The sequence below is a fragment of the Pseudomonas sp. 2848 genome (assembly GCF_003253945.1).
In the GTDB taxonomy this organism is placed as follows: Bacteria; Pseudomonadota; Gammaproteobacteria; order Pseudomonadales; family Pseudomonadaceae; genus Aquipseudomonas.
Genome location: NZ_QKZD01000006.1, coordinates 392,441 through 408,469, shown reverse-complemented (window position 1 = coordinate 408,469; position 16,029 = coordinate 392,441). Strand labels below are relative to the sequence as shown.

The following is a 16,029-nucleotide window of genomic DNA, read 5'->3' as shown; positions in this document are numbered from 1 at the left end:
ATGCAAAAGTCAAAATACAGAAAAGTCCAGCGCCGCGTACTGCCCGCGGGCAATGCCGGCGAACGCCAGCAGGGCCGGCAACTGTTCGGCGAAGCCCTGGTAACTGTGGTCGCCACCGGCCTGGATACGCAGGGCGCAGGCGCGGTAGTAGCGCTCGGCCTGGCGATAGTCCAGGGTTTCATCGGCGGTCTGCAACCACACTTGATAGCGGGCGGCATCCTGCGGCGCCGGCACTTCCAGCTCGGCCAGGGCGTCCACGTGGTCGTGGGTGAGCTCCCAGGCTTCGTCGGTATAGAGGTTGCGCTGGGTGCCGAGGTAGCCGTCGAACAGCTTGTGGGGGGCCACTGCCGGGTTGATCAACAGCGCCTTGAGCCCGTGTCGCTCGGACAGGTGGGTGGCATAGTAGCCGCCGAGTGAGCTGCCGACCAGCAAGGGCGCGCCGAGCTCGGCGATCGCCGTCTCCAGTTGGGCGATGGCCTGGCGTGGATGGTGGTGCAGGGCCGGGACCCGGAGTTGCTCGGCCAAGCCGAGCTGCTGCATCACCGCTTCGAGCTGGCGTGCCTTGGTCGACAGCGGCGAGCTGTTGAAGCCATGGATATAGAGGATGGAACCCGACATGCTGCCCCCGGACGCAAAGACGCGCAGTGTAGCGTGTTCGAGGGGCATTGGCGCAGCGTGGGGATTTTCGCAACAAATTCTTCAAATGACCGGGGGCGCTCTGCGCCCCTTTCGCTGGCAGGCCAGCTCCCAAGGGCCGCACAGCGGCCTCTCAATAGCCGGGGCTGTCGAAATCCAGCGTCACCACGAAATCCCGCGCCCGCACCACCCCGGTCTCCAACCGCCCGTCGGCATGCAGACGAAGCCAGCGGTAACCCGGCTGTTCCTCGCTCACCTTGAAATCCTCGCTGCGCGGCGCGAACTGGATGCAGGTCGACGGTGTGGCAAGTAAACGAATGCCGTCACGCACTTCGTCCCATTCCTGGTGGATATGCCCCCACATCAGCGCCTTCACCTGTGGATAACTGCGCAGACGCCGCAACAGCTCATCGGCATTATGCAGCCCGATCGGCGCGATCCAGGCACAACCGATATCCACCGGTTGGTGATGGCAGCACACCAGGCAATGGCGCTCGCCCGCACCGTTCAGCGCCTGGTCCAGCACGACCAGCTGGTCATCGGCCAACAGACCGAAGGTGGCACCGACCACTGCCGAGTCGAGCATGACGATGCGCCAGGCGCCGATATCGGTCACTGCCTGCACCAGTTCCGGCGCCACCTCGGCCATGACCCGCGCCTCGTCATGGTTACCCGGCAGCCAGCGCGCTGGCGCGCCGAGCGTCGACGTCAGCTCGCGAAAGGCCGCGTAGGATTCGACGCTGGCATCCTGGGAAAGATCGCCCGTGCACAGCAGCAGGTCGATGCGCGGCTGTTCGCGGCGAACCTGGCCAATCACGTGTCCGAGGCTTGCGCGGGTATTGAGGCCCAACAAGGTGCCCGCCGGGTCGGCAAACAGATGGGCATCGGTCAGTTGCACCACATGGACAGGTGACGGGGGTGAAAGTGGTTGCGGCAACGGCCGTCTCCTCGAACGGATTCAGCACGGATTATGGCGGCGGATCGCTTTCGAGCAAATACTCGAAACCGACGCGCATCACATTTCAGCGCACGGCTGCCAGTTCGTGGCCACAGGCCAGGCAGTGGCTCAGCCATTCACCGAGGAACAGATTGAGCTGGGCCTTCTCGTCCGGCTGGTGCATAGCCGTGTTGGGATAGGGGTAGATGCTGCGCAGGCGACGCGCATGCTCGGCACTGACCACCTCGGCCATGCGCGCGTCATGGTAGACCTGCACTTCCAGCTCTGGCACCGGCAGCCAGGGCAGGCTGTGCTCCTGGCGCACCTTGAGCGTGGTGGTGTAGGGGCAGGCCAATAGCACTTCAAGCACCAGCACGCCGAGCATCTGGTCGCCCTGGGTCATGCCGATGCGCCGCGAGCTCTGCGTGGTGCGCATGTCGGGCAACAGGCGCATCAGGCGGGCATAGTTGGCCTCGCAGGCCGACTGCAGCCCGACCAGGTCGACTCGATAGCGCTCGCGCAGCAGGTTCACTTCCACATACCTCGTACTTCGTCACGGTTCAGCGCCAGCCATTGCAACCCGATGATCGCGGCGGCGTTGCAGATACGCCCGTCGCGCACCGCCTGCAGGGCGTCCTCGAACGCCCAGACGCGCACGCGAATGTCTTCGCTTTCCTCTTCCAGGCCATGCAGGCCACCGGCACCCTCGCTGACGCAACGGCCCAGGAACAGGTGGACGTACTCGTCGCTGCCGCCCGGTGACGGGAAGTACTTGGTCATCGGCCACAGCGCCGAGAAGGTCAGGCCTGCTTCTTCCTCCGCTTCGCGATGGGCGACCTGTTCGGGTTGCTCGTCCTTGTCGATCAGCCCGGCGACCATCTCGATCAGCCAGGGGTTGGCGACCTTGCCCATGGCACCAACGCGAAACTGCTCGATCAGCACCACTTCGTCGCGCTGAGGATCGTAGGGCAGCACGCAGACCGCGTCATGGCGCACGAACAGTTCACGGGTGAACTCGCGGCTCATGCCCCCGGCGAACAGTTCGTGGCGCAGGTGAAGCTTGTCGAGCTTGTAAAAGCCCTTGAACAGCGGCTCCCGCCGAGCGATCTCGACTTGGGTAGGCACTGTATTGTGCGTGTCCGTCATGCAAACTCCTCATGCCTCGTTTACCGCATCGCGCAATCCTACTCTGCGCACGGCCCGGTTTCATCCCTTTCCGTCGACCGTTCGGGCAGCCGGGACAGGCGTGTCACTCTCTGTTAGCTTAGTGGCGAACTGAAGGCCGCGCAGGCGGTCCAAGGCCGATCATCACCGTTGTGAAAGAGGCAACATGACGCTTGTCAAACTGACTTCCGTGGCCGTCCTGGCACTGGCGCTCGGCGCCTGCCAGAGCCTGTTCACGCCCAATTACCGGGCCCCGCTCGAGGTCAAGCGCGAGGCCTGGGAGCACGTAAAACCCGGCTGCAGCGAAAGCGACTGCCCGCTGGTCAACATCGACGTCGTGCACTTCCCGGCCCTGCCCAAGCTCGACGGCATCGTCGAGAAGCGCCTGCTGATGTTGACCGAGGACAACCAGCGCGGCACCCCGCCGGCCTCGCTGCAAGCCTACGAGCAGCAGTACCTGGCCCGCGCCGACAAGCGCAACAGCAGCTACCTGCAAGCCAAGGTACGCGAGCAGCATGACGGGCTGGTGATCGTCGAGCTGTCCAGCTACCTGGACAGCGGCGGTGCCCACGGCATGCCTGGGCGCGGCTTCATCAACTATTCACGCAAGCTGGACAAGGTACTGACCCTGGACGACATGCTGGTGCCCGGCCAGGAGGCGACCTTCTGGAAGACCGCCGAGGAGTCCCACCGCGCCTGGCTGATCAGCACCGGCATGGACAAGGACCCCGAGTTCGTCAAGACCTGGCCGTTCAAGCAATCCCCGCACATCGCCCTGACCTACGGCGCGGTGGTGATCAAGTACGAGGTCTACTCCATCGCGCCCTACTCCATGGGCCACGTTGAGCTGAAGATCCCCTACCCGCGCCTCAATGGCGTGATCAAGCCCGAGCTGTTTCCCGGACGCGGCTGAGCGATAGCAGCAAATGCAGTACCCCTGCCAGCAACAGTGCCGGCAGGGTCGCCCCCAGCTCAGGCGCCTGGCTGGCCATCAGGTGATAGGCCGCCACCCCCACGCCCCAGGCCAGTAGCGCCTGCCAGTGCAAGCCCTCGACCAACGCCGGCAAGCGGCGGCGGCGAATCACGAAGTGATCCACCAGCACCACGCCGAACAGCGGCGCGAACACCGAGCCGATCAGCAACAGGAAGTTCTGGTATTGGGCCAGCGGCGCCAGCAAGGCGATCAGCGTGCACAGCACGCCGATGGCCAGGGCCAGGTGCTCGACCTTCATTTTCAGCAGCAGGCCGGTGGACACCGCCGCCGAGTGGATATCGGCAAAGGCGTTTTCCGTCTCGTCCAGCAGGATCAGCAGCAACGGAATGCCCAGCCCGGCGCCGGCGAGTGCCAACAGCAGGGCATTCACCTCACCGCTGGGCGCGAACGCCAAGGTGTAGGCCACGCCCAGGCTCATCAGCCAGGCATTGCCAATGAAGAAGCCCAGCGCGGTACCGCCGAACACCCGGCTGGCGCGCAGGCCAAAGCGTGAATAGTCGGCGATCAGCGGCAGCCACGACAGCGGCATGGCGATCACGATGTCGAAACCCAGTGCCAGGGACAGCGAACCGTCCCCAGGCCGGCGCCACAAATCGGCCAGGTCGGCCTTGGCGAACAGGTTCCAGGTCAACCAGGCGCAGGCGCCCAGCAGCAGCCAGATCCCCCATTTGCGCAAGACCTTGCGCACGAACGCCAGCGGCCCGCTGACCGCCAGCAGAGTGGCCAGGGCGCCAAAGCACAAGGTCCACAGCAGCGGGCTGCTCCAGCCGCTGCCCTCGCCGAACGCGCGTGCGCCCAGCAAGCTGGCGGCATCACGCATGACGATGATCTCGAACGAACCCCAGCCCACCAGTTGCAGCAGGTTGAGCAAGGCCGGCAGGCGCGCGCCATGGCTACCAAGCGTGAGGCGCAGGGTCGCCATGGCCGACAGGCCGGTATCACTACCGATCACCCCCACCGCGGCCAGCAGCAATACCCCTACCGCCGTGCCCAGAGTGATCGCCAGGATCGAGCCCGCCAGCCCCAGGCCCGGCGCCAACAGGCTGCCGACCTGCAGGACCATCAGGCCGATGCCGAGGGAAAACCACAGCGAAAACAGGTCGCGGGCGCCAAACTGGCGATGGTGGGAGGGGACCGGGTGGTCGGGAGAGAAGTGGCTGGGAGTGGTCATGATTGTTATCCGGTTGCCTGAAGATGTTGAGCCGAAACGTGGGAGCGGGCTTGCCCCGCGATGGCGTCGTTGAATCCAACATTGCCATCGCGGGGCAAGCCCGCTCCCACGCTGCGTTACAGCTAACGCGTCAAACTTTCTGGTACAACTGGCTGCCTTCCTGGCGGAACCGCTCGGCCTGCTCGCGCATGCCCTGTTCGACTGTCACGTCGACGGTCTCGATCTTGGCCGCGTACTCACGCACTTCCTGGGTGATCTTCATCGAGCAGAACTTCGGCCCGCACATCGAGCAGAAGTGGGCGACCTTGGCCGATTCCTTGGGCAGCGTCTCGTCGTGGAACGCACGGGCGGTGTCCGGGTCCAGGCCGAGGTTGAACTGGTCCTCCCAGCGGAACTCGAAGCGCGCCTTGGACAGTGCGTTGTCACGGATCTGCGCGCCCGGGTGGCCCTTGGCAAGGTCCGCGGCATGCGCGGCGATCTTGTAGGTGATGATGCCGGTCTTGACGTCATCCTTGTTCGGCAGGCCCAGGTGCTCCTTGGGCGTGACATAGCAGAGCATGGCGCAACCGAACCAGCCGATCATCGCCGCGCCTATCCCTGAGGTGATGTGGTCGTAGCCAGGGGCGATGTCGGTGGTCAGCGGGCCGAGGGTGTAGAACGGCGCCTCGTCGCAGCATTCGAGCTGCTTGTCCATGTTCTCCTTGATCAGCTGCATCGGCACGTGGCCAGGGCCTTCGATCATGCACTGCACGTCGTGCTTCCAGGCGATCTTGGTCAGCTCGCCGAGGGTTTCCAGCTCACCGAACTGCGCGGCGTCGTTGGCGTCGGCGATCGAGCCCGGGCGCAGGCCGTCGCCCAGCGAGAAGCTGACGTCGTAGGCCTTCATGATTTCGCAGATCTCGTCGAAGTGCGTGTACAGGAAGTTTTCCTTGTGGTGCGCCAGGCACCACTTGGCCATGATCGAGCCGCCACGGCTGACGATGCCGGTGACACGCTTGGCGGTCAGCGGCACATAGCGCAGCAAGACGCCGGCGTGGATGGTGAAGTAGTCCACGCCCTGCTCGGCCTGTTCGATCAGGGTGTCACGGAACAGCTCCCAGGTCAGGTCCTCGGCAACGCCATTGACCTTTTCCAGGGCCTGGTAGATCGGCACGGTACCGATCGGCACCGGCGAGTTGCGTATGATCCACTCGCGGGTTTCATGGATGTGCTTGCCGGTGGACAGGTCCATGACCGTGTCCGAACCCCAGCGGATGCCCCAGGTCAGCTTGGCCACTTCTTCCTCGATGGAGGAACCCAGGGCGCTGTTGCCGATGTTGCCGTTGATCTTCACCAGGAAGTTGCGGCCGATGATCATCGGCTCCAGCTCGGTGTGGTTGATGTTGGCCGGGATGATCGCGCGACCGCGGGCGATCTCTTCGCGCACGAACTCGGGGGTGATCTCTTTCGGGATACTGGCACCGAAGCTGTGGCCGGCGTGCTGCTGGCTCAACAGGCCGGCGGCGCGGGCTTCCTGCAGCTTCATGTTCTCGCGGATGGCAACGTATTCCATCTCGGCGGTGATGATGCCCTGGCGCGCGTAGTGCATCTGCGTGACGTTGGCGCCGGCCTTGGCCCGGCGCGGGTTACGCACGTGGGCGAAGCGCAGCTTGGCCAGCTCGGCGTCGTTCAGGCGCTGCTGGCCGAAGTTCGAGCTCAGGCCACCCAGGCGCTCGGTGTCGCCACGGGCGTCGATCCACGCCGAGCGCACATCGCCCAGGCCCTTGCGCACGTCGATGATGACATTGGGGTCGGTGTACGGGCCGGAGGTGTCATACACCAGCACCGGGGCGTTCTTTTCGCCGCCGAAGTCGGTGGGGGTGTCGTGCAGGCTGATCTCGCGCATGGGCACGCGGATGTCGGGGCGCGAACCTTCGACATAGACCTTGCGCGAGTTGGGCAGCGGTTGCACGGACTGTTGGTCGACTTGGGCCGACTCGCTCAGACTGATCGTTTTTTCTTGTTTGCTCATCACAGGCTCTCCAGACAGCTTCCTAGCGGGCGGAATGTCGGGGTGAACCTGAAAGGCGCGGACGCACCCGTGTCGACGAGTGCAGTGCCGGACAAGGGGTGCCGTGGGCTGCAAGCAGCTGTGGCGATCCCGGACCTGGCACAAGAGGCTCCCGGGACATGAGAGCAATCTTGTTCCCTACGCAGGCGCTAACCTGATCAGGTTCAACGGGATCCGCAACTTTGCGATCTCAGCCTTTGCATCAAGGCACCCCGACAAGAACCTGCGCAGTCTAGACTGGAGTGGTCGGCAAAGCCAAGCGGGTAAATCCCTGGCGTGATAAATGGCACACCTGGCGGATTGTTGATGGCGACGCACGGCACTACACTGGCGTGCTCGATACCAGACAGTACAGTAAATACATCTTGATCAAGGATTGCCCTATGCTGCGCAAACTCTCACTGGCGATTGCCGTGTCTTGTGCGTCCAACGGAGTGGCCTGGGCAGTGGATACGCCCACGACGGTGAAGACCGACCTGGTCAGCGTCTACCAGGAAGCGGTGGACAATAACGCCGACCTGGCAGCCGCCCGCGCCGACTACGGCGCCCGCCGCGAAGTGGTGCCCCAGGCCCGCGCCGGTTTGCTGCCCAACCTTTCGGCCGGCGCCGAGATGATGAATACCCGCACTAAGCTCGACGAGCCGTCGATCACCTCCAACCGCAGCGGCAATGCCTGGAGCGCCACCCTGGCGCAGCCGATCTTCCGCGCCGACCGCTGGTTCCAGCTGCAGGCTGCCGAAGCGGTCAACGAGCAGGCCGCGCTGGAACTGTCGGCCACCGAGCAGAACCTGATCCTGCAAAGCGCCGAGAACTACTTCGCGGTGCTCCGTGCCCAGGACAACCTGGCCTCGACCAAGGCCGAAGAAGCGGCCTTCAAGCGCCAGCTCGACCAGTCCAACGAACGCTTCGATGTCGGCCTTTCGGACAAGACCGACGTGCTCCAGTCCCAGGCCAGCTACGACACGGCGCGGGCCAACCGGATCATCGCCGAGCGCCAGGTGCAGGATGCCTTCGAGGCCCTGATCACCCTGACCAACCGCCAATACAGTGCGATCCAGGGCGTGGTCCACACCCTGCCGGTGCAAGTGCCGACGCCCAATGACGCCAAGGCCTGGGTCGAGACCGCCGGGCGGCAGAACCTCAACCTGCAGGCCACCAACCATGCCGTGGCGGCCGCCGAGGAGACCGTGCGCCAGCGCAAGGCTGGGCATGCGCCAACCCTGGATGCCGTGGCCAAGTACCAGAAGGGCGACAACGACAACCTCGGGTTCACCAACCCTTCGCAGAACGGCGTGCGCTACGGCGGTGACGTGGAGCAGACCAGCGTCGGCCTGCAACTGAACATTCCGATCTACAGCGGCGGGTTGACCAGCTCCCAGGTGCGCGAGGCCTATGCGCGCCTGACCCAGAGCGAGCAGCAGCGCGAAAGCCTGCGCCGCCAGGTGGTGGAGAACACGCGTAATCTGCACCGTGCGGTGAACACCGACGTGGAACAGGTACAGGCGCGCAAGCAGTCGATCATTTCCAACCAGAGCGCACTGGAGGCCACCGAGATCGGCTACCAGGTCGGCACCCGCAACATCGTCGACGTGCTCGATGCGCAACGCCAGCTGTACACCTCGGTGCGCGACTACAACAACAGCCGCTACGACTACATCCTCGACAACCTGCGCCTCAAGCAGGCGGCCGGCACCCTGAGCCCGCAAGACCTGCAGGACCTGGGACGGTACCTGAAGGCCGACTACAACCCGGACAAGGATTTCCTGCCACCGGACCTGGCGGCGGCGGCGGCGAAGAACTTCGAACGCCGGCCTTGAAGGCAACAGACTACCTGTAGGGCGGGCTTCGTGGGGGCAACCCCCGCTCCCACAACAACCGCGCCTACAGGCTCATCATCAGCTCAGAAGCCGCGCCAGCCCATCGAGCAACCGCTGCAACGCCCCCTGGTTGGCCTGCATCACCGCCCTGCCCGCCTCGCCCATGCGCCGGGCATCCTGCGGCAGCTCGACCAAGCGGCGCACAGCCGCGGCCAGGCCCTCGGCATCGTCCACCTGCTGCAACGCCCCCGCCTCGCGCAGCATCGCGCTGATCTCGAGGAAGTTGAACACATGCGGCCCCATGAGCACTGGCAGCGCCAGCGCCGCCGGTTCCAACGGGTTGTGCCCACCCGTGGGGACCAGGCTGCCTCCGACGAAGGCGATATCGGCCAGGGCGTACAGGAACAGCAATTCACCCATGGTGTCACCCAGCAGCACCTGGGACTGCGCCGTCACGGCATCGCCTGTCGAACGACGCACCGTGGAGAACTGGCCGGCGCACAGTTCATGTACCGCCGCAAAACGCTCGGGATGCCGCGGCACCAGGACCAACAGCGCATCGCTGTGCACGCTCAGCAGTTGCCGGTGTGCTTCGAGGATCAACCCATCCTCGCCATCGTGGGTACTGGCGGCGATCCATACCGGGCGCTGGCTGGCCCTCCACTGCTCGCGCAACTGCCGGGCGCGAGGCATCAACTGGTCGTCGACCTTCAGGTCGAACTTGATCGAGCCGGTCACCTGCACGCACGCCTGGCGCGCACCGAGCAAGCGGAAACGCTCGGCCTCGGTTTCGGTCTGTACCGCGATCAGGCTCATCTCCTCGAGCATCGGCCGGGTCAGGCCGGCAAAGCGCGCATAGCCTCGGGCCGAGCGTTCGGACAGCCGCGCATTGGCCAGCGCCACCGGAATGCCGCGCCTGGCGCACTGGTGGATGTGGTTCGGCCACAGCTCGGTTTCCATGATGATGCCCAGGCGCGGGCGCACATGGTCGAGGAACCGCCCGGCCGCCCACGGCAGGTCGTAAGGCAGGTAGCAGTGCTGCACCCGTGGCTCGCCCTCGAACATCGCGCGGATGCGCTCTGAGCCGGTCGGGGTCATGCAGGTGAGCGTGACCGGTAGGTCCGGGTACTGCTTGAGCAGGGCCCGCACCATCGGCGCGGCAGCGATGCTCTCACCCACCGAGACCGCATGCACCCAGATGCCACCCTGACGCATGGGTGGCAAGCCACAAGCGAAGCGCTCGGCAATACGCGCACGGTAGGCCGGCGCCTTGCGCCCGCGCAGGAACAGGCGCAGCGCGACCAGCGGCAGGCCCAGATGGAAAAGCAGGGTATAGAGGGTTCTGTTCATGGCGGCGGAGTTTACTAGGAACTGGATGAAAAGGCCTGTCAGCCAATGGCCCGCAGGTGCACGGCGAAGCGCTCTGCCAGCCACTGCGCCGCAGGGCCCAGGGGCTCGTCGCGGCGCCAGGCCAGTTCCGCCACCAGCGCCGGCGGGCGCCATTCGCTGTCCAGCTCGACCATCTGCGCCTGGTAAGTGGGGTACTGCACCACATGGCGCGGCAGCCAGGCCCAGCCCAGGCCGCGCATCAGCAATTCGGCCATGGCATAGAAGCTGTCGGCACGCCAGATCTGCGGGCTGATCGCCTCGCCGCCGGGGTAGCCGCTCTGCTGCGGGGTGATCAGCAACTGGCGATGGCGGGCCAGTTGTTGGCGGCTGACCTTGGCCAAGTGTGCCAGCGGGTGGTCGATGGCGCACACCGTGACCATCTCGACGCTGCCCAAGGACCGTCTCTCCAGCGAGGCGGGAATGCTTTCATGGTGAAAGAACAACCCCAGGTCGGCGCGCCGCTCCACCAGCTTGCGCGCCACATCGCCCTGGGCGCCGCTGGCCAGTTGCACCTCCAGGAAGGGGTAGCGCACCGCCAGCTCGTCGAGGCTGTCGATCACCGGCTGGTAGGGCATGGCCTCGTCCTGGGCCACCCGCAGCAACGCCTCCTGTCCGCGCATCAAGGCCAACGCCCGGCCATCCAGACGCTCGCATTGGCGCAACAGCTCGCGGGCGTCCTCCAGCAGCGCGGCGCCGCTTTCGGTCAGGCGCGGCTGCCGGCCGCTGCTGCGCTCGAAAAGGGTCACGCCCAGGTCCGCCTCGAGCAAGGCGATGGCGCTGCTGATCGCCGACTGGGCCTTGTGCTGCTCTCGGGCCACGGCGGAAAACGAACGGAGTTCGGCGGTCCGCACGAACAAGCGAAGTTGTTCAAGGCTCCAGTGTTCAGTCATCCCTATCCTATCTCCAAAGCAGATAGGTAATGACTTTACCGCATCCAGGAATTCCCTAGAATGCCCATCCAGCAACGGAGAACCCGCACCATGAACGCCTACACCTATCTCGCCATCGCCATCTGCGCCGAAGTCATCGCCACCGCCTCCATGAAAGCGGTCAAGGGGCTGAACACGCCGCTGCCGCTGCTGCTGATGGTCTGCGGCTATGGCGTGGCGTTCTGGATGCTGACCCTGGTGGTGCGCAGCATTCCGGTGGGCATCGCCTATGCGATCTGGTCGGGACTGGGCATCGTGCTGATCAGCATCGCGGCGCTGGTGATCTACGGGCAGAAACTGGATGTGCCGGCGATGCTGGGCATGGCCATGATCGTCGGCGGGGTGGTGGTGATCCAGGTGTTCTCCAATACCGCGGGGCATTGATCCACGAGGAACACTGTTCCCATGTGAACTGTATACTGCGCACCTGTCCCAGTTTTCGAGGTGCCCGCATGCCATCCGCCATTACCACTGACGTGCTGATCGTCGGCGCCGGGGTCGCAGGCCTCTGGCTCAATGCCCGGCTGCGCCGCCTGGGCTACTCGACGGTGCTGGTGGAGCGCGCCAGCCTGGGTGGCGAGCAGACCATCAAGTCGCAGGGCATCATCCACGGCGGCACCAAGTACGCCCTGCACGGGGCACTGACCGGCGCCTCCGAGGCCATCGCCGACATGCCGCGACGCTGGCGCGAAGCGCTGGCCGGCAACGGCGAACTGGACCTGAGCGGCACCCGCCTGCTGTCCGAGGCCCATTACCTCTGGTCCCCCGGCACCCTGGCCGGCAACCTCACCAGTTTCTTCGCCAGCAAGGCCGTGCGCGGCCGGGTCGACCAGGTCAAGGGCGAGCAACTGCCGCCGGCCCTGCAGGACCGCGCCTTCAAGGGTAAGGTCTACCGCCTGGCCGAACTGGTCATCGACGTGCCCAGCCTGCTGGCCAACCTCGCGCAACTGGCGGGTGACAGCCTGCTGGCCGGCGAGCGAATCGAACCGCTGCGCGACGGCGAAGAGCTCGCCGGCCTGGTGGTCGATGGCCGCGAGATCCGCGCCCAGCGCATCGTCCTTAGTGCCGGCGGTGGCACCGCAGACCTGCTGCACGCCCTGGGGCTGGAGCAGCCGGCCATGCAACGCCGACCGCTGCACATGGTCCTGGCCAAGGGACCCAACCTCAAGCCCTTGTATGCCCACTGCCTGGGCGGTGGCCCCAAGCCGCGCATCACCGTGACCACCCACCCGGCCGCCGATGGCCAATGGGTGTGGTACCTGGGTGGCGATATCGCCGAGGCCGACGGGGTTGCTCGCGAGCCTGAGGCGCAGATCGCCGCGGCGCAGAAGGAAGTCGCCAGCCTGCTGCCTTGGGTCGATCAAAGCCTGGTGCGCTGGGCCACCCTGCGCGTCGATCGTGCCGAGCCCGCACAATCGGGCCTGGTACGCCCGGACAACGCCTTCCTTGCCGACCAGCAGCGCCTGCTGGTCGGCTGGCCGACCAAGCTGGCCCTGGCGCCGGACTTCGCCGATCGCGTGCTGGCCAGCTTCGAGCGCGACGGCATCAGCCCAGCGAGCCAGCCTGACCTTGCCGACCTGCCGCGCCCTCCGCTGGCGCTGCCAGCCTGGGAGCAACTGCTGCCATGAGCCTGCCGACCCTGCACGATCACCACCGTCCCTTGGGCAGCACCGGCCTGCGGGTATCGCCACTGGGCCTGGGCACGGTCAAGCTGGGCCGCGACCAAGGCGTCAAATACCCCAATGGTTTCACCATTCCCGATGACCAGGCCGCGCGCCTCTTGCTCGCGCAAGCCCGCGAGCTGGGCATCAACCTGATCGACACCGCCCCGGCCTATGGCCGCAGCGAGGAGCGCCTCGGCCCGTTGCTGCGCGGCCAACGCGAGCAATGGGTCATCGTCAGCAAGGTCGGTGAAGAGTTCGAGGATGGCCAGTCGCATTTCGATTTCAGCGCCGCCCATACCCGTCGCTCGGTCGAGCGCAGCCTCAAGCGCCTGGAAACCGACCGTATCGAACTGGTGCTGGTGCACTCCGATGGCAACGACCTGGCGATCCTCGAGCAGGAGGGGGTGTACGAAACCCTCGCCGCGCTCAAGCGCGAAGGCAAGATCCTTGGCTACGGCTTCTCCGGCAAGACCCCCGCAGGTGGCCTGAAGGCCTTGGAACAAGGTGATTGCGCCATGGTCACCTACAATCTCAACGAGCAGGCGGAGCGGCCCGTGCTCGACTACGCTGCCGAACACGGCAAGGCCATCCTGGTAAAGAAGGCCCTGGCCAGCGGCCATATCTGCCTGGCGCCGGGGGTCGACCCGGTGCAGGCCAGTTTCGAGTTGCTGTTCGCCCACCCCGGCGTGTGCAGTGCCATCGTCGGCACCATCAACCCGGTTCACCTGGCCCACAACGTGGCCACCGTCGCCCGCATCCTGGGCCGGCCCTGAGCCGCCCGGGCGGGGGCCCAACGCAAGGAGGAGCCTCGTGCCGCGTACGCTGATCCGCAAGAATCCGAGCAACTTCAAGACCCTGCCGCTGCACGTCGAAGCCACGCCCGACGGCCTGACTTACCAGAGCATCGGCATGCCGCTGAATTTCGCCCAGACCCTGCAGCGGCGCAAGGCCATCCAGGTCGCCGACCCCGAACGCTTCGTGGCGGAGCTGGCCAACCTCGGCGTGTCGGTGCGCCTCACCCTGAACTGGCAAGGCCGCGACTACTGGGTGCTGGTGCGCCAACGCCGACAGGACCGTGGCGATGTGGTGCTCAAGCTGATTTCAGGCTATGTCCCGGCCCACGAGCTGAACCTGCCGCTGCACACGGCGATCCAGGAAGTGGCCGAGGAGTGCCTGCTGGAAACCCCTGAAGGCTGGCTTGGCGGGCGCTTCAACGATACCTGGCTGCCGGCGCCCTATGCCGCCGCCCTGCACTATCGCGAGGCGCTGCCGTTCGTGCTCTCGCCTGAGTCCGGTGCCGCCCGCCCGGTGCATTGCGCCCGGCTGACCCTGCTGGAGCGGCCACGGGCCTACGTACACCTGCCCACCGCGTCGTTGCAGCTGATCTACGACCTGCGTCTGCAAGTGCCCAAGGAGGCCAAGTCACTGAGCCTGTTCCATGTCGATGAACGGCTCGAGGGCGACCAACTGGTGGCACGGCTCGACCGCAAAAGACCAGACCTTTACCTGATGCCGTTGAAGGACGGCCAACCGATGGCAGAGCTCTATACCCTGAAGAAGGATCAACTGCTGCCGGCGAGCACACGCGGCCTATGGCTGGCTGAAAGCTTTGCACCACAGGTAGGCTGGGTGGTTCGGGAGGAGCGGGTACGCTGGAAGGATTGGTTGAAGCAACAAGGCCTGGCCGAACACAAGCGCGAACCGGCTTCGCACCTGGAGCGCTTCAGTGACAAGGCCCGGGCATTGCTGGAGCGAGCGCGGGACACGCTGCACAAATGAACGCGGGGCAAGTCGGAGCGGCGGTGCGCCGATGCGACTTGCCCCGCGATTGCAACTGACTCAGTGCTTGCGGATCTTCTCGACGATCGCCGTGGTCGAGCTGTTTTCCACCAGCCCCAAGACCTTCACCGTGCCGCCGTAGGCCTTGACGATATCGGCGCCGACCACCTGGTCGATACCGTAGTCGCCGCCCTTGACCAGCACATCCGGCTTGACCTGGCGCAGCAGGTTCTCGGGGGTGTCCTCAGGGAAGCTGATGACCCAGTCCACCGCACCGAGCCCGGCCAGCACGGCCATGCGCCGATCGACGCTGTTGATCGGACGGCCCGGCCCTTTCAGGCGGCTGACCGAAGCATCGTCGTTGATGGCGACGATCAGACGGTCCCCCTGGGCACGGGCTTGCTCCAGGTAAGTTACATGGCCTGCGTGCAGGATATCGAAGCAGCCATTGGTGAAGACGATGCTCTCGTTGTGCGCACGGGCATCATCGATCGCCAGCAGCAACTGCTCCAACCCCAGCACACCGCGCTCGGAGCCTTCCTCACGCTGGATCGCCCGGCGCAGTTCGGGTGCGCTGATAGCGGCGGTACCCAGCTTGCCGACGACGATGCCGGCAGCCAGGTTAGCCAAGGCGACCGCATGAGGCAGGTCTTCGCCGGCGGCAATGGCGGCGGCAAGCGTCGAAATCACCGTATCGCCGGCACCGGTGACATCGAACACCTCACGGGCTCGGGCCGGCAGGTGCAGCGCCGGGTGGCCGATGCGCAGCAAGGTCATGCCGTGCTCGCCACGGGTCACCAGCAGCGCGCCCAGGTCCAGCTCCTCGAGCAGCTTCAGGCCCTTGGCCACCAGCTCGGCTTCGTCGGCGCAACGGCCGACGATGGTCTCGAACTCGCTGAGGTTCGGGGTGATCAGGCTGGCGCCGCGGTAGATCGAGAAATCCTTGCCCTTGGGGTCGGCCAGCACCGGGATGCCCTTGCTGCGGGCAGCCTGGATCAACGACTGGTGATTCTTCAGCGCGCCCTTGCCGTAGTCGGACAGCACCAGCACCTTGACCCCTTCGAGCAAGGCATCCACTTCCGCCCCCAGCGACAGCGGATCGGTGGCGAAGGGTTCTTCGAAATCGATGCGCAGCAACTGCTGGTGGCGGCTCATGACCCGCAGCTTGACGATGGTCGGCTGATGGGCGATGCGCTGGAAGATCGAGCGCACGCCCGCCGCCTGCAGGCTGTTGGCCAGGCTGTCGGCAGCTTCGTCCTGGCCGGTGACGCCAACCAGCGCGGCTGGGGCGCCGAGGGCGGCGATGTTCAAGGCCACGTTGGCGGCGCCGCCGGGACGGTCCTCGATCTGATCGACCTTGACCACCGGCACCGGCGCTTCAGGCGAGATACGCGAAGTACCGCCATGCCAGTAGCGGTCGAGCATGACATCGCCGACCACCAGTACCGGGGCTTGATCGAAACGCGGCATGGACAACTTCATGGGCAACCCATCATTGG

15 protein-coding genes and 1 riboswitch are annotated in these 16,029 nt (G+C 65.6%); of the genes, 6 read left to right on the top strand and 9 right to left on the bottom strand.

The features are described from left to right. Positions 1 to 9: 9 nt before the first annotated feature. The 4 genes from DFS21_RS14775 to DFS21_RS14760 form a co-directional block, all read right to left on the bottom strand. Positions 10 to 618: a YqiA/YcfP family alpha/beta fold hydrolase gene (locus tag DFS21_RS14775; RefSeq protein WP_110702013.1), complete on the bottom strand. Its 609-nt coding sequence runs from the start codon at positions 616 to 618 to the stop codon at positions 10 to 12. A gap of 151 nt (positions 619 to 769) precedes the next feature. Further along, a complete protein-coding gene (cpdA, locus tag DFS21_RS14770; protein ID WP_110702015.1) occupies positions 770 to 1,573 on the bottom strand; it encodes a 3',5'-cyclic-AMP phosphodiesterase in 804 nt (267 codons plus the stop codon). A gap of 85 nt (positions 1,574 to 1,658) precedes the next feature. Beyond that, complete coding sequence (locus DFS21_RS14765; RefSeq protein ID WP_110702017.1) at positions 1,659 to 2,111, bottom strand: DUF1249 domain-containing protein; 453 nt, start codon at positions 2,109 to 2,111, stop codon at positions 1,659 to 1,661. Continuing rightward, complete coding sequence (locus DFS21_RS14760; RefSeq protein ID WP_110702019.1) at positions 2,102 to 2,719, bottom strand: NUDIX domain-containing protein; 618 nt, start codon at positions 2,717 to 2,719, stop codon at positions 2,102 to 2,104. The genes DFS21_RS14765 and DFS21_RS14760 overlap by 10 nt, the downstream gene beginning before the upstream one ends. Before the next feature lie 184 nt (positions 2,720 to 2,903). Between DFS21_RS14760 and DFS21_RS14755 the strand changes: the two genes are divergently transcribed. Further along, complete coding sequence (locus DFS21_RS14755) at positions 2,904 to 3,650, top strand: RsiV family protein (RefSeq protein ID WP_102682182.1); 747 nt, start codon at positions 2,904 to 2,906, stop codon at positions 3,648 to 3,650. Here DFS21_RS14755 and cytX read toward each other — a convergent pair. Beyond that, complete coding sequence (gene cytX / locus DFS21_RS14750) at positions 3,619 to 4,902, bottom strand: putative hydroxymethylpyrimidine transporter CytX (protein WP_110702021.1); 1,284 nt, start codon at positions 4,900 to 4,902, stop codon at positions 3,619 to 3,621. The genes DFS21_RS14755 and cytX overlap by 32 nt on opposite strands. Positions 4,903 to 5,032: 130 nt before the next feature. Beyond that, on the bottom strand, positions 5,033 to 6,913 hold the full coding sequence (gene thiC, locus DFS21_RS14745) for a phosphomethylpyrimidine synthase ThiC (RefSeq protein ID WP_102682184.1): 1,881 nt from the start codon (positions 6,911 to 6,913) through the stop codon (positions 5,033 to 5,035). Positions 6,914 to 7,070: 157 nt separating this feature from the next. Beyond that, positions 7,071 to 7,177, bottom strand: a riboswitch (TPP riboswitch). Between the two features lie 158 nt (positions 7,178 to 7,335). Between thiC and DFS21_RS14740 the strand changes: the two genes are divergently transcribed. Next, positions 7,336 to 8,769 (top strand): TolC family outer membrane protein, encoded by a 1,434-nt coding sequence (locus DFS21_RS14740; RefSeq protein WP_023632667.1) that lies wholly within the window; start codon positions 7,336 to 7,338, stop codon positions 8,767 to 8,769. A 78-nt stretch (positions 8,770 to 8,847) separates the two neighbouring features. On the opposite strand, the gene waaA is transcribed toward DFS21_RS14740, so the two are convergent. After that, positions 8,848 to 10,119, bottom strand: coding sequence for a lipid IV(A) 3-deoxy-D-manno-octulosonic acid transferase (gene waaA / locus DFS21_RS14735; protein ID WP_111532560.1), 1,272 nt, complete (start codon positions 10,117 to 10,119; stop codon positions 8,848 to 8,850). A 38-nt stretch (positions 10,120 to 10,157) separates the two neighbouring features. Then, positions 10,158 to 11,048 carry a LysR family transcriptional regulator gene (locus tag DFS21_RS14730; protein WP_111532559.1) on the bottom strand — a complete coding sequence of 297 codons (891 nt, stop codon included), beginning with the start codon at positions 11,046 to 11,048 and terminating at the stop codon, positions 10,158 to 10,160. Positions 11,049 to 11,138: 90 nt separating this feature from the next. On the opposite strand from DFS21_RS14730, the gene DFS21_RS14725 reads away from it, so the two are divergent. From DFS21_RS14725 to DFS21_RS14710, 4 genes are all read left to right on the top strand, one after another. Beyond that, on the top strand, positions 11,139 to 11,471 hold the full coding sequence (locus DFS21_RS14725; RefSeq protein ID WP_050707183.1) for a multidrug efflux SMR transporter: 333 nt from the start codon (positions 11,139 to 11,141) through the stop codon (positions 11,469 to 11,471). 68 nt (positions 11,472 to 11,539) lie between these two features. Further along, positions 11,540 to 12,715 (top strand): FAD-binding oxidoreductase, encoded by a 1,176-nt coding sequence (locus DFS21_RS14720; protein WP_111532558.1) that lies wholly within the window; start codon positions 11,540 to 11,542, stop codon positions 12,713 to 12,715. After that, positions 12,712 to 13,524: an aldo/keto reductase gene (locus DFS21_RS14715; RefSeq protein WP_110702035.1), complete on the top strand. Its 813-nt coding sequence runs from the start codon at positions 12,712 to 12,714 to the stop codon at positions 13,522 to 13,524. Before DFS21_RS14720 ends, DFS21_RS14715 begins: the two co-directional genes overlap by 4 nt. Before the next feature lie 37 nt (positions 13,525 to 13,561). Then, entirely contained in the window at positions 13,562 to 14,530 is a 969-nt protein-coding gene (locus DFS21_RS14710) for a metal ABC transporter ATPase (protein WP_110702037.1), read from the top strand. Positions 14,531 to 14,590: 60 nt separating this feature from the next. On the opposite strand, the gene hldE is transcribed toward DFS21_RS14710, so the two are convergent. Next, a complete protein-coding gene (hldE, locus tag DFS21_RS14705; protein ID WP_102682190.1) occupies positions 14,591 to 16,012 on the bottom strand; it encodes a bifunctional D-glycero-beta-D-manno-heptose-7-phosphate kinase/D-glycero-beta-D-manno-heptose 1-phosphate adenylyltransferase HldE in 1,422 nt (473 codons plus the stop codon). Between the last annotated feature and the right edge of the window lie 17 nt (positions 16,013 to 16,029).